This is a genomic window from Candidatus Thiodiazotropha endolucinida, assembly GCF_001715975.1.
In the GTDB taxonomy this organism is placed as follows: Bacteria; Pseudomonadota; Gammaproteobacteria; order Chromatiales; family Chromatiaceae; genus Thiodiazotropha; species Thiodiazotropha endolucinida.
Map to the genome: position 1 here is coordinate 1 of NZ_MARB01000020.1, position 22,722 is coordinate 22,722.

Sequence of the window (22,722 nt, forward strand, 5' to 3'; positions counted from 1 at the left end):
TCGTCGCTCATTTGGAATAACCAAACCTCTCTCCTCGCACCCCGAAGGAAGTGCCCTTGGGGTGCGCCTTGATTGGCGCTTTTTCAGGCACAACAGGGCGTATTGGATTAGTGTTAACAGGCCCTAGGGCTCGTGCATAGGTAAGTAATCTGTTTTGTCACCGGTTAACAATGACTGGCACCAAGATTTAATCTGGTTGCTGGTGCTGATCACAGATTTCCTTTGCCATCACCAATAGATGCTCCAAATATCGAAGACGCTTTTCTGACAGCTCAACCTTGTCTTTTAATTCTGAGTCTTCTTCACCACCATCGATGATATGAAAGGTGTCCTCAAAGAAAAAGACAAAGAAACTGTCAAGAAATCGAATCTCCCTGTTGGTGTCCATAATCAGATTATCAATGCCGAACAGGTCGATCATTTTTGGGTTATCCGAATTGCGCCAGGCTTGAGCCGCTTTGACGAAGCGGGCCAGCTGTATGCGCGCTTTAGGGTATCGGCACAACAGCTTCTTTGCCTCTTCTTCATTCTGCTGATTCGCGATGTTGAACCAGATGTTGACTGCTTTCGCCAGGACTAAAACACTCGGCCTGCCGTTAATTTTACTGACTACAAACAGGGCATCCGGGATGATTTCGTCTAGAGTTTCCTTCAATTGGCGGTAGTGACGAGCTAGCAGCCTCGCCTCACTGATGGTGTGGTCGGAAAAAGGTCGTTTGATGACAAATTCCGTATAGATCACACCATCTTCATAATCGGATTCAGTTCCCTGCCGCTTATTGCTGCGCCATACTTCACAGTGGCTGCCAATAGTCGATACCAGGGTCGGTCGCAGACGTTTTAGGTCGAGACAGGCAATATTTACTGATATCTGGTCTCCATGCTTATTTTCATTATTCTGCATCTGGTTGGTACCTTCAACTCAGGGATAGAAGAGAGGGAAAGGCTGCGTTCATTGGGCGAAATGCCTCAACGACACAGTGTAGATTGTGTCAATCTTGGGCGAGCACCTGTTTCAGGAATGCTGGAACACGATGATCCAGCCAGTAGACAGGCCGCCCGGGAAGGGTGCCCTGAACAAATCCCACATGACCACCTCTATCTGAAAGTTCTAGTGAAACACCCGGGCCGAGATCTTGCAAGCCTGGTACATCCTTCGGTTGCATGAATGGGTCATCCCGTGCGTGTAAAATGAGGGTGGGTGTTGTGATGTGCTTCAGGAATTGTGCGCAACTGCAACGGTGGTAGTAGTCAGCGGCATCGACAAATCCATTCTGTATGGCAGTGATCCGATCATCAAAATCATAAATTGTGCGTATAGAATTGAAATTCTCCACAACGGAAAATGATCTGGAACGACACTTTTGCATATAGGATTTCAACAGTTTCCGTAAAAGATGGCGATTGTATACTTGTGAAAAGCCTTGCTCGAGACGTGTTACAGCACTTTCCAGATTAAAGGGGACTGACACAGCAACAGCCGCTTGTAAAGCTGAATCATGACCTGATTCACCGAGATATTTGAGTAACAGATTGCCGCCAAGCGATATGCCGATGATAGCCTGCGGTACATCTCCTTTGAGGCGCAGATATTCGATTATTTCAACCAGATCTTCCGTGGCTCCAGAGTGGTAACTGCGTTGCAGTCGGTTAGGTACGCCGCTGCAACCTCTCAAATGCATAAACAGGCATCTGAAACCGGCTTTGCTTAAGGCTGAGATGAGTGTACTCGCATAGTGGGAGTCGAGAGAGCCCTCAAGTCCGTGTATCAACAAAACCAAGGGACCTTCAGATTCATGCCAGGTCAGGTCGATAAAATCCCCATCACGCAGTTCGACACGCTCCCAGTGGAGATCGAGCAGTGGACGGTGTCTGAACAGACTGGGCCAAATAGTCTGCAGATGAGGAGAAGGTAACCACCAGGCTGCTTTGAATTCACTTCTGATCAGTTGTTTCATCATTTTTTTGTTGTTAGCCGAGAGTGAATGCCTCACTTGAAAGCTGGCAAATGGACCGGGTTCAATGGGTCAAATGACCGGTGTTATTGCTGCTCGCCATCTCCAATTTCGTCATCAGCAGTAGAAAACGTTCATCAAATGAGACCGCATCAAGAATGGACTGTTTGTCTTCATGAGATAAAGGCAGAGCCGTGGTCAAGACATTCACAAGATGTGATGTCGTCAGTTTCTTGAGCTGATCGGTGTCTGTCTCCAGGGCATTGAAGGTCAGGTATCGGTCCAGACTGGAATAGATGCTGTTTCGTTTCTCTTCCGTGGTTGTCAGATTGAAATCATAATCGGATTCGAATCGCTCCCAATTGGGTTTAATCAGTCGATAGCCCCGATCCGACGGTAACTCAGTCTGTATATCGAATCGACAGATACCTGTGATTATGATTTCGATGCGTCCATCGAGGGTCTCATTATAGAAAGAGATTCGAGCTGCACATCCTGTGGTGTGTAGTTGGTGTATTGCCGAGTTTTCACTGTCATCGGGCTGTATCATACCGATCAAATGATGGCTGCCCAGTGCATCCTGGACCATGTTCAGATACCGGGGTTCGAAGATATTGAGTGGTAGTTGTGCCCCAGGCATGACAACTGCCCCGCTAAGTGGAAAGATAGGGAGCATCGACGGTAACTGCAGATAGTCGGGGATAAATGGATTTTGCATGAATGAACTCCTATAGCCAGTAAGAGTTGCCGTCAATCTGAATTGTTCCGTACCTTTCCCAGATCGCCAGGGCCTGATATTACTCATCCAATTGGCTCTGATATGTCTATTCTTCTGCCCAGCTAGGCAGTATTGGACAATGTATATTGAGCTACAAGGAAAATGATAACACCACTGGACAGAATAATAGCCCCAGCCCTTTTGGTGCAACAGGGCCAGTTGGAGTTGTGTTGACAGACATCAGGATCAGGATTGATCAGAGGCTGATTTCAATTCACTTACATAACCGTGTCATGATCCTATAATTCAAATAGGAGAAGCTGTCCCTATACTTAGTCAGATAGTATCAATATCCATTATCCATCTGGTGACAACCGGACCGTGAAGTCCAGGCACGGATTTTAAGGTTGATCAGTAGAGTGGTATGTCCAGGTAATTCCTTTTGGGTAAACACAAGGAGAGACAGATGAGTTATATCGAATCCCTGCTCGGTACTGAGGCTGAAAGCTTACTGGCCCACAGCTGTGAGACTATTGATAAAACGATGTTGCAACTACCTGGTCAAGATTACGTCGATAGGGTGTTGAGCCAAAAAGATCTCAAGCCGGGTGTGCTACGCGCAATGCAGACATTGATCGGTACAGGACGTCTGAGCGGTAGCGGTTATCTCTCCATTTTACCGGTAGACCAGGGTGTGGAGCACTCGGGAGGAGCATCTTTTGCCGCCAATCCAATCTATTTCGACCCTGCCAATATAGTTGAACTTGCCATCGAGGGCGGGTGCAATGCGGTTGCCTCCACCCTGGGTGTACTGGGTTCGGTGGCCCGTCGGTATGCCCACAAGATCCCCTTTTTGGTCAAAATCAACCACAATGAAATACTCAGTTATCCCAATTTTTATGATCAAACTCTTTTTGCATCGGTGGAACAGGCCTTTGATATGGGGGCGGTTGCCATAGGTGCGACTGTCTATTATGGGTCTGAGGAGTCAAGGCGGCAGATTCAGGAGATTTCGGAAGCCTTCCAACATGCCCATGAATTGGGCATGGTTACGGTGCTATGGGCCTACCTCAGAAACAGTTCTTTCAAAGTGGATGGTGTCGACTACCATACAGCTGCAGATCTGACAGGTCAGGCCAATCATCTTGCAGCGACGATTGAGGCTGATATCGTTAAACAGAAACAAGCGGTGGGAAATGGAGGCTATGAAGCCATCAAATTTGGCAAAACAGACAAAAAAGTCTATACAGAACTCACCACCGAGCACCCCATCGATCTGGTGCGTTACCAGGTGGCCAACTGTTATATGGGTAGGGCCGGGCTTATCAACTCTGGTGGCGCGTCTTCCGGGGAGGGTGATTTGGCACAGGCGGTACGAACCGCTGTCATCAACAAACGAGCAGGCGGCATGGGTATGATCTCCGGACGCAAAGCGTTTCAACGGCCTATGGCGGAGGGTGTTGATCTGCTTCATGCGATTCAGGACGTCTATCTCAGCGATCAAGTAACAATTGCTTGAAATATTAATGGGTTATGTGCTTTTATCTTACATTCGGAACGGCAGTGCTGATTACGGATCGGGCTATTTGGGTAACATGATGTGGGTATTTATCAAAGGGATTTCTAAAGAGGTTTCGGTCAAGCAACTGCATAAGTTGATAACTCGCCAACTCAACCCACTCTGGTCTATCATGCCAATCAGAGGGGTGAAGGTGGAAGAGAGTAAAATCCTTAAGATCATGCACACCAAGTCCAGAGTCTGGGAATACTATGGACTTGTCTGTTTCAAACCCTCACAACAAGTTCATGCGGTTATAGGCAGGTTGAACACCATAAAAATCAATGGAATGAGGTTGCAAGCTCATCCCTATATCAGACGGCGTAAGAGTAGGGATCGACGTCAGCGACTGGTCGAGGGAACAGAACAATATCCGGGAGACCGTAGGCGTAACGACCGCCGGCGTGGAAACCTGGTGAGTCAGATCAGCGATCCCATGGGCTGACTGGCTGAAGTGCGGAGCCCATTTTATCGATAATCTATAAAGGAGACGTGGAAGTTAACATTTTTTTTAAAATCATAGCTTTCGATAGGGTTTTACTGGCCCTAGAGTGATAGTACCCAAAACCAACTATAGAGAGATAACAATGACAAAGTTAGTCGACATTGAAGGTATCGGTGATAAGTATGCTGCAAAGTTGACGTCAGCGGGGATCACCAGTCTGGAAAATCTGTTGGAAAAGGGAAGTACCAAAAAAGGCCGCAAGGAGATCGAAGACGCGACTTCGATTAGCGGAAAGCTGATTTTAAGATGGATCAACATGGCTGATCTATTCAGAATAAAAGGTATCGGTGAGCAATACTCGGACCTGTTAGAGGCTGCCGGTGTGGATACTGTGCCGGAACTGGCGCAGCGTAAAGCGGAAAATCTGCAGAAGAAGATGGTTGAAGTCAATGATGCCAAAAACCTTGTACGGGCCACGCCTAGCCTCTCATCGGTTGAAAAGTGGGTGGCGGAAGCCAAACAACTACCCCGTGTGGTCACCTATTGATACCTGGTTTGCCGCAAAATGGCTTTCCAGGTAGGGAAAGCAGAGCATCTTACGAAAAGGCCACTGTCGTCTGATAGTGGCCTTTTCTACGTGCACTGAAGGATTGGGACTGATAGATACCCTTGTTGTAGTACGTTTCTGGATGAGAGTTAATTAGGTAGAATAGACAGAGTTTAGGTAGGAACAAACCGGAGTCTGAAACATGCCGACCTATGATTACTATTGTGATGCTAACGGCGAGAAGGTTGAGGTCTTTCATCCCATGAATGAGTTGATCAGTAATTGGGGTGAATTATGCAGCAAAGTTAACAGGCCTCTAGGGGATACTGCAGGCAACGAACCAGTGCGAAGGTTGATCAGCAGTGCAGCTGTTATCAGTAGCACAAGCCTTGTTGACAGTGAACCGGCATGCCAAACTGGAGGTTGTTGTCCAGGCGGCAGTTGTGGATTTAACGAATAATATGAGCAGGCCTTAATCAAGGGAGATGGTCTATTTTCTACTGCTGGGGATACTGCTGCTGTTGATACTGGGACCACAGTTGTGGGTGCAGCATGTAATGACGAAATACAATCGTCACCAAGAAGAGAACTTCCCTGGTAATGGCGCGGAACTGGCCAGGCATCTCCTGGACCGCTATGGCTTGAATCAGGTCCAGGTAGAAAAAGCCGAATCCGGTGATCATTATGATCCCGGGGATAAAACGGTTCGATTGTCAAAAGACAAACTTGAGGGGAGAACCCTTACGGCCATTACAATAGCAGCCCATGAGGTCGGACATGCATTACAGGATGCCGCGGGGGAATCACTCTTTCAATGGCGTAGCCGACTCGGATCGATTGCTGTAGGGGCACAGCGGCTTGGTTCATTTTTACTCTTCGTGTCACCGATTCTCTCCATTGTTACGCGTGCACCCTCGGCAGGCCTGTTGAGTGCAACGGCGGCATTTCTTGTGATGGGCTCAAATGTGATCCTGCAATTGGCGACTCTGCCTGTTGAGCTTGATGCTAGTTTTAAAAAGGCTTTGCCGTTGCTCAAGAGCGGATACTTGGAGCCGGAGCAGTATCGTGGGGCAGAAAAAATCTTAAGGGCTGCTGCATTCACTTACCTATCTGCCTCGTTGGCTGGCTTACTCAATTTCTGGCAATGGATACGCGTGTTAAAGAGATAGGGGTAAAAAAATGAATTTCAATAATATCTTCTGTAGACAATGATGATTGCCCAGGGATAGAACGAGAATATTGACATAGAAGAATACCATCAATTATAGAATACCAAAATAAATGAGAGATCATCTACAGAAACGAAATAGGAGCGGAGGAGAGGATGACTGGTTATTTTAGATGGATTTGTCCAGTACGGTCGTTTGGTGCGTTCCTGTTCTTGCAGCTATTTTCAATTAGTCTATCTGCTGAAGAGTTGCATGCGTCACCTGTTCCTGACGCCTATGTGGCCAGAGCACAGTTCACGACAGCAGTTGTCGATAGAGAACCGGTTGATCAGGTTGTAAAACTCGATGCACAGGCAACCAGGATCTTTTTCTTCACCGATTTGAGAAACCTGCAAGGTCGAACTGTGACCCATCGCTGGGAGTTTGATGGGCAGATCGTGAGTGAAGTGGATTTTGAAGTAGGTGGACCCCGCTGGCGGGTCAATTCAGCAAAAAGTTTGAATCCTGGTGAATCGGGAAAATGGACTGTGTTTGTGGTCGACGAGTCGGGTTGGCCCTTGCATGCATCTATTTTTGAGCATGGAGAGATTGCAAAATAACAGACTAGGGCGATATGGAGTTCACGACATCAGACTGGGAGGTATCAGTCCACCATTGAACCATCTTGGTTTTTAAACGAATGGAAGGGGGACAACCTAAGGCGGAGTTATTTGTTACTTGTTGGCCAATGAAAACCTCTGCAATGCCTATTGTGCCTTGAGATTGAATTCCTCTTCTGCCATTTTGCGCAGTGTCAGCTCCTTTTCCAACCTCATCTCATCGGAAATCTTCCTGACATCATTTTTTTCAGCCACTGGCGGCGTTTTGATTGCTGTAGGATTGCTTGACGGTTGTTGCGAGGACACGGCAGCTTTTGAATCAGCTGGTGTAGTATGTGGCTCTACCCTGCTTAGTCCTGACTGAATATCCATCGAGGTCCCGCCAACAGCCGGATTGTCATTAAAAACCGTATACAGATAAACGCCACCGATTATCAGCATGATTGTGAATATTATACCGGCTATGGCGAAGGAGGAGAGATGGAAGCCATTTTTAAACAGCAGGGGTTCCGGCTCCACCCGAAATGGAGGAATGGCCGGCTTGTTTTTAACCTGTTGTTTGGTCTCTATCTGATCTTGATCCGGAAATAGATGTACACTGGAAGGTTCGCTAGTTTCCGAATAGAGGCTGCTGTCCGGCGTGGCTTTGAGTGACAGATCCGAGTTTTGCGAATCGCCGATGAAATCGGAATTAGACTGCAGCGGAGATTTTGTTTTAGCGACAGTGCTGTCTCTACCTATGCGCTCTGCACCGGTTTTAGCCGCGCTCTGATTTTTCTGTTGTACTTCTGTTAGTTGTTGCTGCAATTGGTCAAGCTGCATATTTAGTAGATTGATGTTGTCTTTCAGGCTGTTTACCAATTGATTGGATTTATCATTCTCAACCTCGGCCTTCTCGGCGCGGCTGGTTAGCTCGGCCAGCTGATTCTGGAGATGCCTATTCTCTTCCTCGATAAATTGTTGGTTCTCATTACCGGAATTGGTTAGTGACTCTTCAATCAAGGTCGCGTTTTCAATCTCTATGGCCTGAAGTCGTTGCAGAAGGTCTCTGTTTTCACTCTCTACCGTTTCAGCTCGTTGCAGAAGGTTACCGTTATCACTCTCTACTGCTTCGGTGCGCTGCAAGATTTTTTTGTTTTCACTTTCTACCGCTTCCGTCCGTAGCAGAAGATTATTGTTTTCACTTTCTATCGTTTCTGTCCGTAGCAGAAGATTATTGTTTTCACTTTCTACCGTTTCTGTCCGTAGCAGAAGGTTTTTGTTTTCATTCTCTACTGCTTGAGCATGTTGAAGTAGGTTCGCGTTCTCATTTTGGAGCTCTGTAAATTTGAGCTGCAGTTGTTGCTGTTGGCTTTCGACCTCAAACAACTGTCTACGCAGATTGTCAGCCTCAGCGGACTGATTTTTCCAGTGGGCAATCTCATTGATCAATTGACGATTTTCGTTCGTCAAACGCTCAATCGTCTGTTTGTGTTCGATCAATTCACTGGCTTCATCATCCTCTTCATCAAAGTCACTACCGTATTTGGCCTTGATTTCAGCAACTTGTTCAGCCGCAAGGCGATGAATCTCAGAGGCACTTCGTGTAGATGCGGATTGCGAATGCGTTGCACTACTGCTCGATTGCCGGGATTGACTGGTTAATTCAGAGGTGTCGCCTGCCAGATTGACCCGTGTCAGTGTTTCACTGCCTTTATCGACTACCTTGTTGCCACCATTCTCAGAGGCTGTTTTTAGACGACCTTCAGCTAGGGATATCAGCTCGATCAGACGTGTGCCGGGTTTGATATCAGGGGCGGAGATACCGATGCTGGCACTGACGACCTGTTCGGATTCACCCAGATAAAATTGTTTCGATGAGAGGTCTTCGAGGATTCTTCTACCGAGATAGCGTGTTCCGATGGCGTTTGAGGCTGGGCGCAGGATGGCAAACTGACCCGTGCCGAAGTAGGCCAGGATGTCGTCAGGGTGAATGTGTTGTTTGATTATCTCGACCAGCGTGAGCAATATGTGTTCAATTGCCGGGTCGCTGTATTGAGTCGTGATCTCATCAATTTGATCTATTTTGACAAGCGCTATGGCTAGCTCGTTCTTATTACGAATGGCGAAGGCGAGTTCACGACTGGTGGACTCCATGAAATGTTCTCTGTCAACAATACCACCAAGAAAATCAGATTGTGGTTCGATCTCATCTTGTTGGGAAACATCAGTTTCGAGGTGAGCGAGGTCCGGTTGCTGATTCCTGTTGCCCAGTGTTGTCAGAAAATTCCTGATATTTGAGGGATCGAAAGGTTTGTTGATTACCTCATCTGCGCCTAATTGAGTCAATTCCTGGCGAATTTCCGGGCTCTCCTCGTTTCCGGTGACAACGATAAAAGGCATTGTCGCTATCTGTGGGGAGTCCGAAGTCCTGATATTGGTCAATAGGCCCCGGCCATCCAGTTTCGGCATAGAGAGATCACTGAAGACAAGAGAGATCGACGGGGTATTGCAGAGTATATCCCACGCCTCCTGACCGTTCTCTGCTTCGATGACCTGGCAGTCGTCTTTCAATATATTCTTCAGTGAAACCCTTACAACACGAGAGTCGTCAGCAATAAGCACCATCGGCTTATCGCTGGCGTGATGAGAAAAGCTTGTTAGGGCATGTTCCGCCATTCCGTCTGATTCTTCTTGCTTAAGCATGGGTAAGTTATGTCTACCTTTAGCTTCGACTAATCGGCTAAAAACTTTAGATGCCATCAGTTCGTAAAATATATTAGAAATACGCTATAAGATACTGTTAAATATGAAGAAGAATATTAATCCCATGTCACAAAATGTGAAAAATGAGAGATATGTCACCCATGTATTCAAGGATCTGGCCAAGGTTCCAGTTTTCTGAAATCGAAACTGACAGGGTCCGCGAGCATGAGGTGGCACCAGCCGATCCCGGCGTACTGTGTGAGCTCTCTTCCTGAGGGTTTAAACAGCAGCATACTCGCAAGCGATGAAAAGATTTCGGAACGGGGTCAAATATTATAAAAGTATTAACTATTATGGGGTTATTAGAGTCTATTAATGTAATCTAAACTCAGACTGCACATACCGGAATGCATGGTTAAAGCACTGAAAATTGTGAACCTTGACGCACTCCTATCCCTCAACTAGTTTGAACAACAAGTCGACCTGGAGATATTCTTTATCCTGCCGATACCCAGATTGATCACCACAACCATAAAGTCAATGCAGGTATAGATGACAAAGTCAGTCTTTTATCTTTCGGATGGTGCACCGGTAGAAGCCGAGGACGTAAAAAAGGCTCGAGACAAGGAGCGTGAGAACAGCATCATAAAACCTTTTATGGACTCGGTTAAGGAAGACCTGGTTGCAAACAAGATTTACCTTCCTACGCTGCCCGCATTAGCCCTCGAGGCCTTGGTGGTTATCAATGATGCCGACAGTTCGGCGCATGACCTGGAAAAGGTCATTTCCCGGGACGCGGCACTCACCGCAAGACTGATTCGTTATGCAAACAGCCCACTCTATCGGGGCTTGAATACCATAGCCTCAATAAAACCGGCAATCACTCGAATTGGCTTTCAAAGAGTAAAGAATGCTGTCTATGCCGTATCGATGAAAGAGGTTTTTCGCACCTCGGAGAAAGAGATCGAGAGACGCATGAATCAATTATGGGCACATTCGGTGAAAGTCGGCGCGCAGGCGGCGATGCTTGCCAAGGAGCAACCCGGTCTCGATCCGGATATCGCCCTTGTCGCAGGGCTGGTCCATGATATCGGCCAAATCCCCTTATTGATCAAGGCGTGTAATTATCCGGATATGATTGCCAATCCTGAATTTTTGAATAAGGTGTTATTGAAATTACATACACAACTGGGTGGCAGCATATTGAAATTATGGAAGTTCGATCAACATGTCATCGATGCCGCTGCAGAGCATGAAGATCTTACACGTGATCCGGGTGACGCACCTATAGACTATGTGGATCTGGTTCAGGCTGCGAATATTCTGGCCTACGAAGGTACAGATCATCCCCTGGCGAACGTGGACCGTTCCACCATCAAGGCCTTCTCCCGTTTAGAGAAGGCTGGTAATGATGAATCACTGGATGAAGAGACAAAAAAAGTCGAGGATGTATTCTTCTGACGAAATTTGGAATGCGGGCTACTCTGCCAGCACATCAAGCCCCTCATTGCGTAACATTGCAATAAGGCGTATCAGCGGCAGGCCGATCAGGGCATTAGGATCCTCCCCCTCCAATCGTTCGAAAAGTGAGATTCCCAGTCCTTCCGATTTGAACGAGCCGGCGCAATTATAGGGCTTCTCTTTGAGCAGATAGTTTTCAATCTCACTTTTCTGCAAGACCCGGAATATGACATGAAAGGGTTCGCAGCATAGTTGGATATGCCCGGTTTCGCTGTTCAACAGGCACAGGCCGGTTAAAAAACTGACACGCTTACCGGAGACACTGATCAATTGTTCCACCGCCTGTTGATGACCTCCCGGTTTTCCCATGATCGCCCCATCTACGACCGCCACCTGATCAGAGCCGATGACAAGCGCTCCCTTGTGATCTTTCGCAACCTCCCTTGCCTTGCTTTCTGCAAGGCGGGTTACCAGCCTCTCCGGTGGCTCATCCCGCAGTATGCCTTCGTCGATATCCGGTGACATACTGCTGAACTCGACCCCCAGTCGACTCAGTAGCTCTCGGCGAAATGGGGAACTGGAGGCAAGGATCAAAGGCTGATGTTGCAAGCTTTCGGAGTAGGGCATTGAGATACAACTGTAATTGACAATGTAAATTCATAGTATCAAAAAAAACGTATTCCTTAGCATCATTCTGACAGTCGGACTGTGGCGGATAATATCCGACCAGTTATATTGGTTATTAGCAAGGGTTGAAGAGTAAATTATTAACATGTTAAATACATACCATATAAATTCTAAATAAAAAATTTATTTTTGCATGAAAAACAGTATGATAGCTATTTCTTGATGTTTCTGCCTCGCTTGACAAGAGGAGTAGAGCCAACGTAGAAAGGCGGAATCATTCGTTACAGAGTTTAGATCCACTATGCCAATAACAGATTTGCTAATGTCCGGCATCAATCTCATGGTCACCGGAATGGGGATCGTCTTTACGTTCCTTTTGATCCTGGTTTTCACTATGAAGGGGATGTCTAAGTTTGCAATGTTCGTTACTGAGCGACACGGGACTCCTGAGAGGGTATCATCTCAGCCCGTGATTAAGGGGCAGGAAGGTATGCGGGGTGATTTGGTTGCAGTCATTGCGGCTGCCATTAACAGTTATCGCGCTACACACAGATAGATCTGTTAAAGTTCCTACGTTTTATTAAATAAGCAACTTTTTGGCTGTTTACCAATCAACGGCGGCTAGTTTATGAGTGAAAAGAAACCACTTGGAATCACTGATGTCGTGCTACGCGATGCACATCAGTCCCTGTTTGCAACCAGAATGCGTATCGAAGATATGCTGCCCATCGCAGAGAAGCTTGACAACGTAGGCTTTTGGTCTTTGGAGACCTGGGGTGGCGCAACCTTCGATGCCTGTATTCGATTTCTGGGTGAAGATCCCTGGGAGCGTATCCGAACACTTAAGGCCGCTATGCCGAAAACTCCCATGCAGATGCTTTTCCGTGGACAGAATATCCTCGGTTATCGGCACTACGCTGATGATGTGGTCGATAAATTTGTCGAGAGGGCGGCAGTCAACGGCGTCGATGTCTTCCGCATATTCGACGCCATGAATGACCTGCGCAATCTTGAGACCGCAATCAAGGCAACACTCAAGGTCGACAAGCATGCCCAGGGCACCATGTCTTATACGGTCAGTCCCGTACATAATATGGAGTATTGGGTTGACATGGGTAAACGCTTGGAAGAGATGGGTTGTGATTCGATCTGCATCAAGGATATGGCAGGCCTGTTGAATCCCTATCTCGGCTATGAACTGGTGACCCGTCTCAAGGAGGCAATATCCATACCCATCGCCATGCAAAGCCATGCCACCACCGGTATGAGTACGGCCACCAATATCAAGTGTGCTGAAGCCGGTATCGATATGCTCGACACCTCCATCTCCTCGATGAGTATGACCTATGGGCATTCGGCTACGGAATCTGTGGTGGCGATCCTGCAGGAAAGCGATCGCGACACTGGATTGGATCTGAATCTGTTGCAGGAGATCGCTGCCTACTTTCGTGAAGTGCGCAAGAAGTACGCCAAGTTCGAAGGTTCGCTCAAGGGTGTCGATTCCCGCATCCTGGTAGCACAGGTGCCTGGCGGGATGTTGACCAACATGGAGAATCAGCTCAAGGAGCAGGGGGCCAGCGACAAACTGGATCTGGTGCTCGAGGAGATTCCCCGAGTGCGTAAGGACCTGGGCTATATTCCCCTGGTGACGCCAACATCACAGATTGTCGGAACCCAGGCAGTGATCAACATCCTGATGGGCGAGCGCTACAAGAGTATCGCCAAAGAGACGGAGGGTGTGCTCAAGGGAGAGTATGGCGCCACTCCGGCGCCGGTAAACAGCGAACTACAGCTGAAGGTCCTTGACGGGGCTGAGCCTGTCACCTGCCGTCCCGCAGATCTGCTGGATGATGAGATGGACAAACTTTCCGCTGAATTTCACGGACTGGCTGAAGAACATGGTATCAGAGTTGCTGCCGATGAGGTGGATGATGTGCTCATCTACGCGCTCTTCCCGCAAGTTGGTCTGAAGTTCCTCAGGAATCGCGACAACCCGGATGCCTTCGAGCCACCACCGAGTGCCGAATCTGCAGCGCCTGCCCAAGCCCAGGCCCCGACTCCCGTTAAAGCGACTGGCACAGCAGGCGGTCCAGAGTCCTATCAGGTCGAGGTCAACGGTGTTACCTACAATGTGAAGGTCACTCCATCAGGTACTGTGAGCGAAGTAATCCAGACATCCACACCGGCGGCGGCTCAGAGTGCGGCACCGGTTGCCGCGGTCAGCCCTGGTGGGGATGTAATCAACGCACCGTTGTCCGGTAACATCCATGCCATCAAGGTGGCGGTGGGAGATGCCATTGCTGCCGGTGATGTCGTGATGGTTCTCGAGGCCATGAAGATGGAGACGGAGGTGCGTGCCACTTCAGCAGGAACCGTTGCACAGATTTTAGTGAAAGAGGGTGAAACCGTTCAGGTTGGATCACCTCTATTGAGTCTCTCCTGATATGATCGAAATAGGTATTCAGCCACTTTGGCAGTCAACCGGGTTGGCCAACATGGGGTGGGGGCAACTGCTCATGATGGGCGTCGGCTGCCTGTTAATTTACTTAGCAGTGGTCAAGAAATTCGAACCACTGTTGTTGGTGCCGATCGGATTTGGCGCCATCCTGAGCAACATCCCGCTTGCCGGCATCAGCGGCCCTGACGGTATATTGGGCTATATCTACCATGTTGGTATAGAGACAGGTGTTTTCCCCCTGCTGATTTTTATGGGGGTCGGTGCACTGACTGATTTCGGCGCACTGATTGCGATGCCCTGGACACTGTTACTGGGAGCTGCAGCCCAGTTTGGCATTTTCGTCACCCTGCTGGGTGCTTTGGCGTTGAATTTCATACCCGGTTTCGAATTCAGTCTGGCCGATGCATCCGCCATAGCGATCATTGGGGGCGCGGATGGGCCGACAGCAATCTTTCTCGCCTCGAGACTATCCCCCGACCTGCTGGGAGCAATAGCCGTCGCGGCATATTCATACATGGCGCTGGTGCCGATCATTCAACCACCGATCATGCGTCTTCTGACCACCAATAAAGAACGCAATGTGGAGATGCAGCAGTTACGCCACGTCACCAAGCTGGAGAAGGTTCTTTTCCCGTTTGCGGTGTTGTTCCTGTGCGCAATCTTCCTCCCTTCCGCTGCTCCCCTGATCGGTATGCTGACATTCGGTAATCTGCTCAGAGAGTGTGGGGTGGTAGAGCGATTGAGCCACGCTTCGCAGAACGAGATCATCAACGTTGTGACCATCTTCCTGGGGCTGGCTGTTGGCTCTAAACTTTCGGCAGATAAGTTCCTTACCGTCGAGACTTTGGGTATTTTGGCACTTGGGGCCGTCGCCTTTTGCATCGGTACGGCGACCGGCGTCATCATGGGTAAGATCATGTATCGGGTAACGGGCGGAAAGGTGAACCCCCTGATTGGAGCTGCGGGTGTCTCTGCGGTACCGATGGCGGCCCGCGTCGTCAATAAGGTCGGTCTGGAATCCAATCACCATAATTTCCTTCTGATGCATGCCATGGGGCCGAATGTGGCGGGTGTCATCGGATCGGCCGTGGCCGCCGGTATCCTGCTGGCCCTGGTCGGCCACTAGCCAAGTCCCACACAGCCCATGTCATTTTGACATGGGCGCCATACTCATAATATTATTGTCCGCTTATGTCGAAGCGCTTTCCTGATCGGTTAGATCCGTGGCGTTTCGCCGATCTTGGCAAAGAGATCGGCGGAGAGCTTCCTTTGGATACCTTTTCAAGATTGAGCGCTTGCCTGCTGAACCCAGCGGGAAACGTCAGTTTCAGGCTGTCGTTTGGTCGTGACCAGGAGCGGCGGGCGATACTCAGAGGATGGCTCAAGGCGGAATTGTCGCTGCAGTGCCAGCGGTGTCTGGAAGAGGTGAATCTTCCGATCGATACCCAACTGTCCGTAGTATTCGTCCAAGGGCTGGATGAGGCCGAGATGCTGGCTGAAGACCTGGATCCTTGTTTGGTCGAGGATGATCAGGTGGTGTTCAGAGACCTGATCGAAGACGAAATGCTTCTGGCATTGCCGCAAGTGGCCATGCATGATCCTGGGGCTTGTGCCGCACCTGTTTTGGGAGTGGCTGGAGAAAAGCCGATAGAGAACAGTGGGCGAGAACGAAAAAACCCGTTTGCGGCTCTGGCAGAGCTGAAGCGGGACAAAGAGTAAATTGGTTAACAGAAAGAATATTCGGGAGATCAGCCATGGCTGTTCAGCAAAATAGAAAGACTCCTTCAAAGCGCGGTATGCGCCGCGCTCATGATTCGCTGAAAGGTGAAACGCTCTCAATCGATTCCACTTCGGGTGAAACCCATCTTCGTCATCATGTATCAGCGGATGGCTTTTATAAAGGCCGTAAGGTAGTCAACTCAAAGGGCGAGTGATCCCCCGATTCCCACTATTCATGATTAGAAACCCATCAAGGGTGATCCCTTGTTGGGTTCTTTAATTGATAGACAGAATCTTCGATTGGCATGTCTCTCGTAATTGGAGTATTCCGGTTGCATCTGTTGATACAAATCGATTCTGTATAAAACTTGAAAAATGACAAACGGTCCGACGGGTTTCAGTGGATGGGTGAATCGTTAGCACATGAGTAAACCAGTAACAATCGCATTGGATGCCATGGGAGGGGATATTGGCGCAGGTGTCGTGATACCTGCTGCTAGGGAGTATCTCCGACGTGATCATGAGACCGCGCTTATTCTGGTTGGTGACGATAACATCCTGAAAAAGAAGTTGGGGCCTCATCCATTTGGCGAGCGACTGCGAATCAGACATGCTTCCCAAACTGTTGCGATGGATGAACTGCCATCCAAAGCCCTGCGAAACAAGAAAGACTCGTCAATGCGCGTGGCGATCGATCTGGTCAAGAGTGGGGAAGCAAATGCCTGTGTCAGCGCCGGCAACACCGGGGCGCTGATGGCTACATCTCGCTTCGTGTTAAAGACGCTGCCTAATATAGATAGACCGGCGATTATCACCGCCTTGCCATCCGTCACCGGTCAGACCTTTATGCTGGATCTTGGCGCGAATGTCGATTGCAGCGCTGAGCACCTGGTTCAATTTGCTGTCATGGGCAGTGAAACTGTGGCGGCAGTGACTGATATCGCCAATCCGAAAATCGGTCTGCTGAATATCGGACAGGAAGAGATCAAAGGTAACGAACAGGTTAAAGAGGCACACGAGCTCTTACTGCAGAGTTCTCTGAACTACGTGGGTTATGTCGAAGGTGACGATATCTACCAGGGTGGTACGGATGTGATTGTTTCCGACGGTTTTGTCGGCAACATTGCGCTGAAGAGCAGCGAGGGCGTGGCGAAGATGATTCGTCATTTTATGACCCTTGAATTCAAAAAGAACCCGCTGACTAAACTGGCAGGTTTGATTGCAATGCCTGTGCTGAGAGCATTTCGCAAGCGAATAGACCACAGACGTTATAACGGCGCCAGTCTGTTGGGACTGCGTGGAATAGTGATCAAAAGCCATGGCAGTGCTGACAAACTGGCTTTCATGAATGCAATCAGCATAGCGCGCAAAGAAGTTTCATGTGATGTCCCGCATCGCATATCCGAGCAGGTTAAAACTCATCTGGAAAAAAGGGAGATCGCGTGATCTATTCGCGTATCACAGGCACTGGTGGATATCTGCCCGAAAAGGTGCTCACCAACCAGGATCTTGAGAAGATTGTAGATACCACCGATCAGTGGATCTTCGATCGTACAGGTATCCGTAAGCGGCATATTGCGGCTGATGACGAGTTTACATGTGATCTGGCGGAAAAGGCCGCGCTTAATGCGATTGAGATGGCGGGTATCGAAGCCAGTGACATCGATCTGATTGTCGTTGCCACAACAACCGCCGATCAGGTTTTTCCCAGCACTGCGTGTCTTCTGCAAGCACGCCTTGGGATCAGGGGGCCTGCCGCATTTGATGTTCAGGCTGTCTGCACCGGTTTTGTTTATGCGCTTGGCGTCGCTGATAACTTTATCCGGTCCGGGGCGGCGAAAAGGGCGCTAGTTGTTGGTGCCGAAACCTTCTCTCGCATTATTGACTGGAGTGATCGAAATACCTGTGTGTTGTTTGGCGACGGTGCCGGCGCGGTTGTCATCGAAGCGAGTGATGAACCGGGTATTATCTCCACTCACCTGCATGCGGACGGTGCCTATGAGAGCCTGCTCCGGGTCCCAACCGGTATCTCACGCGGTTATAAAGAGATACTACAGGGTTCGGCATATGTCGAGATGAAGGGAAATGAAGTCTTCAAGGTTGCGGTAACCACCTTGGGTAGAATCGTAGATGAGACCTTGGCCGCCAATAACATGGAAAAATCAGATGTGGATTGGTTGATTCCCCATCAGGCCAATATAAGGATCATCAATGCAACCGCGAAAAAGCTGCAGACGCCGATGGATCATGTGGTTGTCACAGTGGATGAACATGGCAACACCTCTGCGGCGTCGGTACCTCTCGCTTTGGATGTGGCAGTCAGGGATGGCCGGATTAAGCGTGGTGAGACTATCCTCATGGAGGCATTTGGCGGCGGTTTTACCTGGGGTTCGGTTTTAGCGAAATTTTAGTGATTTGGCAGTGTAAGCTATGACTAATTCATCATTCGGTATCGTTTTTCCAGGACAGGGGTCTCAGTCTGTTGGGATGTTGAGTGAATTGGCAGCAGCCCATCCGATCGTCAGTCAGACATTCGCAGAGGCTACGGACGCCTTGGGCTATGATCTGTGGGAGCTGGTTCAAAATGGCCCGAATGACGCACTCAACCAGACTACGAAGACACAACCCGCGATGCTTGCTGCCGGGGTGTCTGTGTGGCGGGTCTGGCTGGAACAAGGCGGTGCCAAGCCCCAAATCATGGCGGGACACAGTCTGGGAGAATACACGGCATTGGTTTGTGCGGATGCGATCGAATTTGCCGATGCAGTCAGGCTGGTGGCCGAGCGAGGCCGATTTATGCAGGAGGCCGTGCCTGAGGGGAGCGGCGGCATGGCGGCAATCCTTGGGCTTGACGATGTTCAGGTAAAAACGGTCTGTGCCGAAGCCGCATCCGGTGATGTCATTGAAGCTGTAAACTTCAATTCACCCGGCCAGGTCGTCGTAGCCGGTCATAAAGAGGCAGTGGACCGGGCATGCGTATTGGCTAAGGAGGCAGGTGCTAAACGTGCATTGCCACTCCCGGTCAGTGTGCCATCCCATTGTGCATTGATGAAACCGGCTGCAGAGCGATTGGCTCAACTGCTTAATGAGGTCGGCATTTCACAACCCTCAATCTCGGTGATACACAACGCAAGTGTCGCGGCGGCAACGGATGCCGAGTCGATACGCAAGCAGCTTGCCGCTCAGTTATACAGTCCTGTGCGATGGGTGGAAACGGTACAGATGATGGCGACCTCGGGTATTTCGAGCCTGCTTGAAGCAGGGCCCGGAAAGGTCCTGGCAGGATTGACTAAAAGAATCGATCGTGGTCTTGTCGGATTGCCTGTGTTTGATGCAAAAAGCTTGATGCAAGCGCTGGAGACATTGAAATGAGTCTGGAGAATGAGATAGCAGTGGTTACCGGCGCCAGCCGCGGTATCGGGGCAGCCATTGCAGACACCCTGGCGGATGCGGGTGCAACGGTTATCGGCACAGCGACCTCCGAGGCTGGTGCGCAAGGGATTACAGAACGTTTTAAGTCTGCGGGTCATGCCGGGTGTGGCATGGTGTTGAATGTCACTGATGTAGAATCTATCGATGCGTTCATTGAGGCGGTCGGTAAAGAGTTCGGTAATCCTACTGTTTTGGTGAACAATGCCGGTATTACCCGCGATAACCTCCTCATGCGCATGAAGGATGAGGAGTGGGAAAGCATCATCAATACCAACCTGACCTCTGTTTTTCGCCTTAGCAAGGCGGTATTGCGCGGCATGATGAAGGCGCGAAAGGGGCGTATTATCAACATCTCATCCGTAGTCGGTGCAATGGGGAATGCCGGTCAGACCAACTACGCTGCCGCCAAGGCGGGAATCCACGGTTTTACACGCTCTTTGGCCAGGGAAGTGGGTTCGAGAGGAATTACCGTCAATTCCGTGGCGCCGGGCTTTATCGAGACAGATATGACGAACGAGCTGCCTGAGGAACAACGCAAGAGTCTTGAAGTGAACATCCCTTTGCAAAGACTGGGATCACCGGAGGATATTGCCAATGCGGTTTTGTTCCTGGCGGGGCAATCCGGACGTTATATAACCGGTGAAACACTCCATGTTAACGGCGGAATGTACATGAGTTGATAGGTGAAAACTCGAGATCAATTTTCATAATTAACATAAATTAATTATCATAACATTTTGTTAAATATATTAATTTATGGTGAATTTGAGATGCGAAAGTTATCTGAGGATTGCGCTTTTCTCAAGTGTTTTTTGTTACTACAATACCGCATCGGTCCTTTTCGAGGCCGGCGGATAATCCAGAGGAAATTAATAACATGAGCGATGTCGTAGAACGAGTTCGTAAAATTGTCGTAGAACAACTAGGCGTGAAGGAAGAGGAGGTAACGTTAGAAGCCTCTTTTGTCGATGATCTTGGCGCTGACTCTCTCGACACAGTGGAATTGGTTATGGCTCTTGAAGAGGAATTTGAAACCGAGATTCCTGATGAAGAGGCTGAAAAGATCACGACTGTGCAACTTGCTGTCGATTACATCAACGCACACAGTTAATCTTTGCGCAAAGATTTTCTATTTTTTATAGGCCGTCAAGCTCTAACAATAGAAAGGGGCGCGGCCTTTTGCTTTTCAGCAACACCACTGAACTTTGGGGGTAGTCATACATGACTGCAAGAAGGGTCGTCGTTACGGGTTTAGGTATGGTAGCGCCTGTCGGGCTGGATATTCCTACATCGTGGGAGAATATTCAGGCCGGTAAGAGTGGTATCCAACCCATTACCCATTTTGATGTTGGGTCATTTTCTACCCAGTTCGGTGGTCCCATCTACGGTTTCGAAATCACCGATTACATAGCGAAGAAAGAAGCCAAGAAAATGGATAAGTTTATCCACTATGGCATCGCTGCCGGTATACAGGCGATCAAAGATGCAGGGCTTGAGGTGACTGAGGAGAATGCAGAACGCATCGGTGTTCTGATTGGTTCAGGTATCGGCGGCATTACCGGTATCGAAAACAGTTACCAGGCCTACCTGGATGGCGGTCCTCGTAAAATCTCGCCGTTTTTCGTGCCTTCAAGCATTATCAACATGGTGTCCGGTAACCTCTCCATCATGTATGGATTGAAGGGACCCAACTACTCGATCGTTTCCGCATGCAGCAGTGGTGCCCACAGCATCGCCGAGGCTGCTATGATGATCCGGCATGGCCGGACGGACGTGATGATCGCCGGTGGCGCCGAAATGGCCACATCTCCGGTTGGCTTGGGTGGGTTCGCGGCGGCACGGGCACTTTCTCGTCGCAACGATGATCCACAGGGAGCCAGTCGCCCTTGGGATAAAGACCGGGATGGTTTCGTACTCAGCGATGGCGCCGGTGTAGTTGTGCTGGAGGAGTATGAGCAGGCCAAGGCCCGTGGCGCGAAGATCTATGCCGAATTAGCCGGTATCGGAATGAACTCTGATGCCTACCACATGACAGCACCCTCAGTAGACGGATCAGGTGCTGCCAAATGCATGGAGTTGGCACTTCAGGATGGTGGAATCAACGTGGATGAGGTTGATTATATCAACGCACATGGAACCTCCACCCCGGCTGGCGATGTGGCGGAGACTATGGCAGTCAAACGTGCCTTCGGTGACCATGCATACAAGCTTTGTGTCAGTTCCACGAAATCGATGACCGGTCATATGCTGGGTGCGGCAGGTGGTGCAGAGGCCGTATATACGATTCTGGCACTCTACAATCAGGTTGTGCCACCCACCATCAACTTGGAAAACCAGGATCCCGAATGCGACCTGGATTATGTTCCCAATAGCGCAAGAGCGATGAAGCTGGACGTGGTGATTTCCAACTCATTTGGATTTGGCGGTACTAACGGTACCCTAGCATTCCGCCGTGTAAACTGAGGACGAAGGCTAATTGCTAATTAACGGCAAACCAGGCGATCTGATACCGTTCTCTGATCGTGGTCTGCAATACGGCGATGGTTTGTTCGAAACTTTGGCTGTCAGACAGGGGCGCCCCTGTTTATGGCAGCGGCACATGGCCCGACTTTCCCGTGGGGAAACGGCACTCGGCTTCCCGCCCAGCGATAAGCAGCTGCTTGAAAAAGAGGTTCTCGCACTCTGTGCCGAGCATGATCTTGCGGTTTTGAAGATCATACTTACCCGCGGAAGTGGGGGCAGGGGATATGCCCCCCCCAGTCCCGGTTCACCGCGACGCCTAATCAGTCTCCATCCCTGGCCCGACTATCCTCAAACCTGGTATTCAGAAGGTATTCATGTTGGGATTTGCCGCACCAGGATTGGCCGAAACAGACAGCTGGCAGGTTACAAACACTTAAACCGTCTTGAACAAGTACTGGCGCGTAGGGAATGTCAGGATGACTCCCTATCCGAGTGCCTGATGATGGATGAAAGGGAGAAGGTGATCTGCGGCACACAGTCCAACCTATTCATGCTGCAGGGCAATGCGATCTATACGCCTGATCTTACCCATTCAGGCATTGCGGGTGTGGTCAGGGAACTGGTGATTGAAATTGCAGGGCAGCTCTCGATCCCATTGCACATCACCGATTTGGATAGGGATAGGCTGATGAGTGCCGATGCCATGTTTGTAACCAATTCTGTGATGGGATTCTGTTCAGTCGCGGCGCTGAATAAGCGGCAATTTGATCAGAAGAATATTCCCCGTGAGTTGCGTCACAGGGTGGAGGAAGCCTGTAGCACGGCTTAGTCTTTGCTCTTTCGGTTATCCAAAAGTCGTGGTAATCAACTTCACCCCGCGGATTTT

Annotated in this window: 23 protein-coding genes; 18 read left to right on the forward strand and 5 right to left on the reverse strand. The window is 49.4% G+C overall.

Annotation, left to right across the window (positions count from 1 at the left end; genetic code table 11):
- Positions 1-187: 187 nt before the first annotated feature.
- The 3 genes from CODIS_RS15380 to CODIS_RS15390 all read right to left on the reverse strand — a co-directional run bounded on the left by CODIS_RS15380 (position 188) and on the right by CODIS_RS15390 (position 2,673).
- Positions 188-904: a hypothetical protein gene (locus tag CODIS_RS15380; RefSeq protein WP_069126840.1), complete on the reverse strand. Its 717-nt coding sequence runs from the start codon at positions 902-904 to the stop codon at positions 188-190.
- A gap of 88 nt (positions 905-992) precedes the next feature.
- Entirely contained in the window at positions 993-1,961 is a 969-nt protein-coding gene (locus CODIS_RS15385) for a hydrolase (RefSeq protein ID WP_320410408.1), read from the reverse strand.
- A 58-nt stretch (positions 1,962-2,019) separates the two neighbouring features.
- Positions 2,020-2,673, reverse strand: coding sequence for an LON peptidase substrate-binding domain-containing protein (locus CODIS_RS15390; protein ID WP_069126842.1), 654 nt, complete (start codon positions 2,671-2,673; stop codon positions 2,020-2,022).
- 466 nt (positions 2,674-3,139) lie between these two features.
- On the opposite strand from CODIS_RS15390, the gene CODIS_RS15395 reads away from it, so the two are divergent.
- The 5 genes from CODIS_RS15395 to CODIS_RS15415 all read left to right on the forward strand — a co-directional run bounded on the left by CODIS_RS15395 (position 3,140) and on the right by CODIS_RS15415 (position 6,991).
- On the forward strand, positions 3,140-4,192 hold the full coding sequence (locus CODIS_RS15395; RefSeq protein WP_069126843.1) for a class I fructose-bisphosphate aldolase: 1,053 nt from the start codon (positions 3,140-3,142) through the stop codon (positions 4,190-4,192).
- Between the two features lie 76 nt (positions 4,193-4,268).
- Positions 4,269-4,676 (forward strand): RNA recognition motif domain-containing protein, encoded by a 408-nt coding sequence (locus tag CODIS_RS15400; protein ID WP_154723164.1) that lies wholly within the window; start codon positions 4,269-4,271, stop codon positions 4,674-4,676.
- A 142-nt stretch (positions 4,677-4,818) separates the two neighbouring features.
- The gene (locus CODIS_RS15405) at positions 4,819-5,223 is read left to right on the forward strand and encodes a DUF4332 domain-containing protein (RefSeq protein WP_069126845.1); all 405 of its coding nucleotides are present in this window, start codon (positions 4,819-4,821) and stop codon (positions 5,221-5,223) included.
- Between the two features lie 485 nt (positions 5,224-5,708).
- Positions 5,709-6,392 (forward strand): zinc metallopeptidase, encoded by a 684-nt coding sequence (locus CODIS_RS15410; RefSeq protein ID WP_069126846.1) that lies wholly within the window; start codon positions 5,709-5,711, stop codon positions 6,390-6,392.
- 155 nt (positions 6,393-6,547) lie between these two features.
- Positions 6,548-6,991: a DUF2914 domain-containing protein gene (locus CODIS_RS15415; RefSeq protein ID WP_083220806.1), complete on the forward strand. Its 444-nt coding sequence runs from the start codon at positions 6,548-6,550 to the stop codon at positions 6,989-6,991.
- A 147-nt stretch (positions 6,992-7,138) separates the two neighbouring features.
- Here the strand turns inward: CODIS_RS15415 and CODIS_RS15420 are convergent, their stop codons facing one another.
- Positions 7,139-9,733, reverse strand: coding sequence for a response regulator (locus tag CODIS_RS15420; RefSeq protein WP_083220807.1), 2,595 nt, complete (start codon positions 9,731-9,733; stop codon positions 7,139-7,141).
- A 495-nt stretch (positions 9,734-10,228) separates the two neighbouring features.
- Here CODIS_RS15420 and CODIS_RS15425 point away from each other — a divergent pair, with 495 nt between their 5' ends.
- Positions 10,229-11,137: an HDOD domain-containing protein gene (locus CODIS_RS15425; protein WP_083220808.1), complete on the forward strand. Its 909-nt coding sequence runs from the start codon at positions 10,229-10,231 to the stop codon at positions 11,135-11,137.
- A gap of 18 nt (positions 11,138-11,155) precedes the next feature.
- Here the strand turns inward: CODIS_RS15425 and CODIS_RS15430 are convergent, their stop codons facing one another.
- Complete coding sequence (locus CODIS_RS15430; RefSeq protein WP_069126848.1) at positions 11,156-11,764, reverse strand: Maf family protein; 609 nt, start codon at positions 11,762-11,764, stop codon at positions 11,156-11,158.
- Positions 11,765-12,086: 322 nt separating this feature from the next.
- Here CODIS_RS15430 and CODIS_RS21770 point away from each other — a divergent pair, with 322 nt between their 5' ends.
- The 12 genes from CODIS_RS21770 (at position 12,087) to pabC (ending at position 22,665) form a co-directional block, all read left to right on the forward strand.
- The gene (locus CODIS_RS21770; protein WP_268805715.1) at positions 12,087-12,320 is read left to right on the forward strand and encodes an OadG family protein; all 234 of its coding nucleotides are present in this window, start codon (positions 12,087-12,089) and stop codon (positions 12,318-12,320) included.
- Between the two features lie 72 nt (positions 12,321-12,392).
- A complete protein-coding gene (gene oadA / locus CODIS_RS15440; protein WP_069126850.1) occupies positions 12,393-14,207 on the forward strand; it encodes a sodium-extruding oxaloacetate decarboxylase subunit alpha in 1,815 nt (604 codons plus the stop codon).
- A gap of 1 nt (position 14,208) precedes the next feature.
- The gene (locus tag CODIS_RS15445; protein ID WP_201259038.1) at positions 14,209-15,348 is read left to right on the forward strand and encodes a sodium ion-translocating decarboxylase subunit beta; all 1,140 of its coding nucleotides are present in this window, start codon (positions 14,209-14,211) and stop codon (positions 15,346-15,348) included.
- Positions 15,349-15,413: 65 nt separating this feature from the next.
- A complete protein-coding gene (locus tag CODIS_RS15450) occupies positions 15,414-15,941 on the forward strand; it encodes a YceD family protein (RefSeq protein ID WP_069126851.1) in 528 nt (175 codons plus the stop codon).
- 35 nt (positions 15,942-15,976) lie between these two features.
- On the forward strand, positions 15,977-16,156 hold the full coding sequence (gene rpmF / locus CODIS_RS20575) for a 50S ribosomal protein L32 (protein WP_083220809.1): 180 nt from the start codon (positions 15,977-15,979) through the stop codon (positions 16,154-16,156).
- Between the two features lie 208 nt (positions 16,157-16,364).
- Positions 16,365-17,387, forward strand: coding sequence for a phosphate acyltransferase PlsX (gene plsX / locus CODIS_RS15455; RefSeq protein ID WP_069126852.1), 1,023 nt, complete (start codon positions 16,365-16,367; stop codon positions 17,385-17,387).
- Positions 17,384-18,352 carry a beta-ketoacyl-ACP synthase III gene (locus tag CODIS_RS15460; RefSeq protein ID WP_069126853.1) on the forward strand — a complete coding sequence of 323 codons (969 nt, stop codon included), beginning with the start codon at positions 17,384-17,386 and terminating at the stop codon, positions 18,350-18,352. The genes plsX and CODIS_RS15460 overlap by 4 nt, the downstream gene beginning before the upstream one ends.
- Before the next feature lie 19 nt (positions 18,353-18,371).
- On the forward strand, positions 18,372-19,313 hold the full coding sequence (gene fabD / locus CODIS_RS15465; protein WP_069126854.1) for an ACP S-malonyltransferase: 942 nt from the start codon (positions 18,372-18,374) through the stop codon (positions 19,311-19,313).
- On the forward strand, positions 19,310-20,053 hold the full coding sequence (gene fabG, locus CODIS_RS15470) for a 3-oxoacyl-ACP reductase FabG (RefSeq protein WP_069126855.1): 744 nt from the start codon (positions 19,310-19,312) through the stop codon (positions 20,051-20,053). The genes fabD and fabG overlap by 4 nt, the downstream gene beginning before the upstream one ends.
- A gap of 197 nt (positions 20,054-20,250) precedes the next feature.
- Positions 20,251-20,484, forward strand: a complete 234-nt coding sequence (acpP, locus tag CODIS_RS15475) for an acyl carrier protein (protein WP_069126856.1) — start codon at positions 20,251-20,253, stop codon at positions 20,482-20,484.
- Between the two features lie 110 nt (positions 20,485-20,594).
- Complete coding sequence (gene fabF, locus CODIS_RS15480) at positions 20,595-21,836, forward strand: beta-ketoacyl-ACP synthase II (protein WP_069126857.1); 1,242 nt, start codon at positions 20,595-20,597, stop codon at positions 21,834-21,836.
- Positions 21,837-21,849: 13 nt separating this feature from the next.
- Positions 21,850-22,665, forward strand: a complete 816-nt coding sequence (gene pabC, locus CODIS_RS15485) for an aminodeoxychorismate lyase (protein WP_069126858.1) — start codon at positions 21,850-21,852, stop codon at positions 22,663-22,665.
- Positions 22,666-22,722 lie beyond the last annotated feature (57 nt).

Bases quoted from the DNA above. Each gene is read 5' to 3' on its own strand.
- CODIS_RS15380 (WP_069126840.1), bottom strand. From the start codon at position 904: ATGCAGAATAATGAAAATAAGCATGGAGACCAGATATCAGTAAATATT.
- CODIS_RS15385 (WP_320410408.1), bottom strand. From the start codon at position 1,961: ATGATGAAACAACTGATCAGAAGTGAATTCAAAGCAGCCTGGTGGTTA.
- CODIS_RS15390 (WP_069126842.1), bottom strand. From the start codon at position 2,673: ATGCAAAATCCATTTATCCCCGACTATCTGCAGTTACCGTCGATGCTC.
- CODIS_RS15395 (WP_069126843.1), top strand. From the start codon at position 3,140: ATGAGTTATATCGAATCCCTGCTCGGTACTGAGGCTGAAAGCTTACTG.
- CODIS_RS15400 (WP_154723164.1), top strand. From the start codon at position 4,269: ATGATGTGGGTATTTATCAAAGGGATTTCTAAAGAGGTTTCGGTCAAG.
- CODIS_RS15405 (WP_069126845.1), top strand. From the start codon at position 4,819: ATGACAAAGTTAGTCGACATTGAAGGTATCGGTGATAAGTATGCTGCA.
- CODIS_RS15410 (WP_069126846.1), top strand. From the start codon at position 5,709: ATGGTCTATTTTCTACTGCTGGGGATACTGCTGCTGTTGATACTGGGA.
- CODIS_RS15415 (WP_083220806.1), top strand. From the start codon at position 6,548: ATGACTGGTTATTTTAGATGGATTTGTCCAGTACGGTCGTTTGGTGCG.
- CODIS_RS15420 (WP_083220807.1), bottom strand. From the start codon at position 9,733: ATGGCATCTAAAGTTTTTAGCCGATTAGTCGAAGCTAAAGGTAGACAT.
- CODIS_RS15425 (WP_083220808.1), top strand. From the start codon at position 10,229: ATGACAAAGTCAGTCTTTTATCTTTCGGATGGTGCACCGGTAGAAGCC.
- CODIS_RS15430 (WP_069126848.1), bottom strand. From the start codon at position 11,764: ATGCCCTACTCCGAAAGCTTGCAACATCAGCCTTTGATCCTTGCCTCC.
- CODIS_RS21770 (WP_268805715.1), top strand. From the start codon at position 12,087: ATGTCCGGCATCAATCTCATGGTCACCGGAATGGGGATCGTCTTTACG.
- oadA (WP_069126850.1), top strand. From the start codon at position 12,393: ATGAGTGAAAAGAAACCACTTGGAATCACTGATGTCGTGCTACGCGAT.
- CODIS_RS15445 (WP_201259038.1), top strand. From the start codon at position 14,209: ATGATCGAAATAGGTATTCAGCCACTTTGGCAGTCAACCGGGTTGGCC.
- CODIS_RS15450 (WP_069126851.1), top strand. From the start codon at position 15,414: ATGTCGAAGCGCTTTCCTGATCGGTTAGATCCGTGGCGTTTCGCCGAT.
- rpmF (WP_083220809.1), top strand. From the start codon at position 15,977: ATGGCTGTTCAGCAAAATAGAAAGACTCCTTCAAAGCGCGGTATGCGC.
- plsX (WP_069126852.1), top strand. From the start codon at position 16,365: ATGAGTAAACCAGTAACAATCGCATTGGATGCCATGGGAGGGGATATT.
- fabD (WP_069126854.1), top strand. From the start codon at position 18,372: ATGACTAATTCATCATTCGGTATCGTTTTTCCAGGACAGGGGTCTCAG.
- fabG (WP_069126855.1), top strand. From the start codon at position 19,310: ATGAGTCTGGAGAATGAGATAGCAGTGGTTACCGGCGCCAGCCGCGGT.
- acpP (WP_069126856.1), top strand. From the start codon at position 20,251: ATGAGCGATGTCGTAGAACGAGTTCGTAAAATTGTCGTAGAACAACTA.
- fabF (WP_069126857.1), top strand. From the start codon at position 20,595: ATGACTGCAAGAAGGGTCGTCGTTACGGGTTTAGGTATGGTAGCGCCT.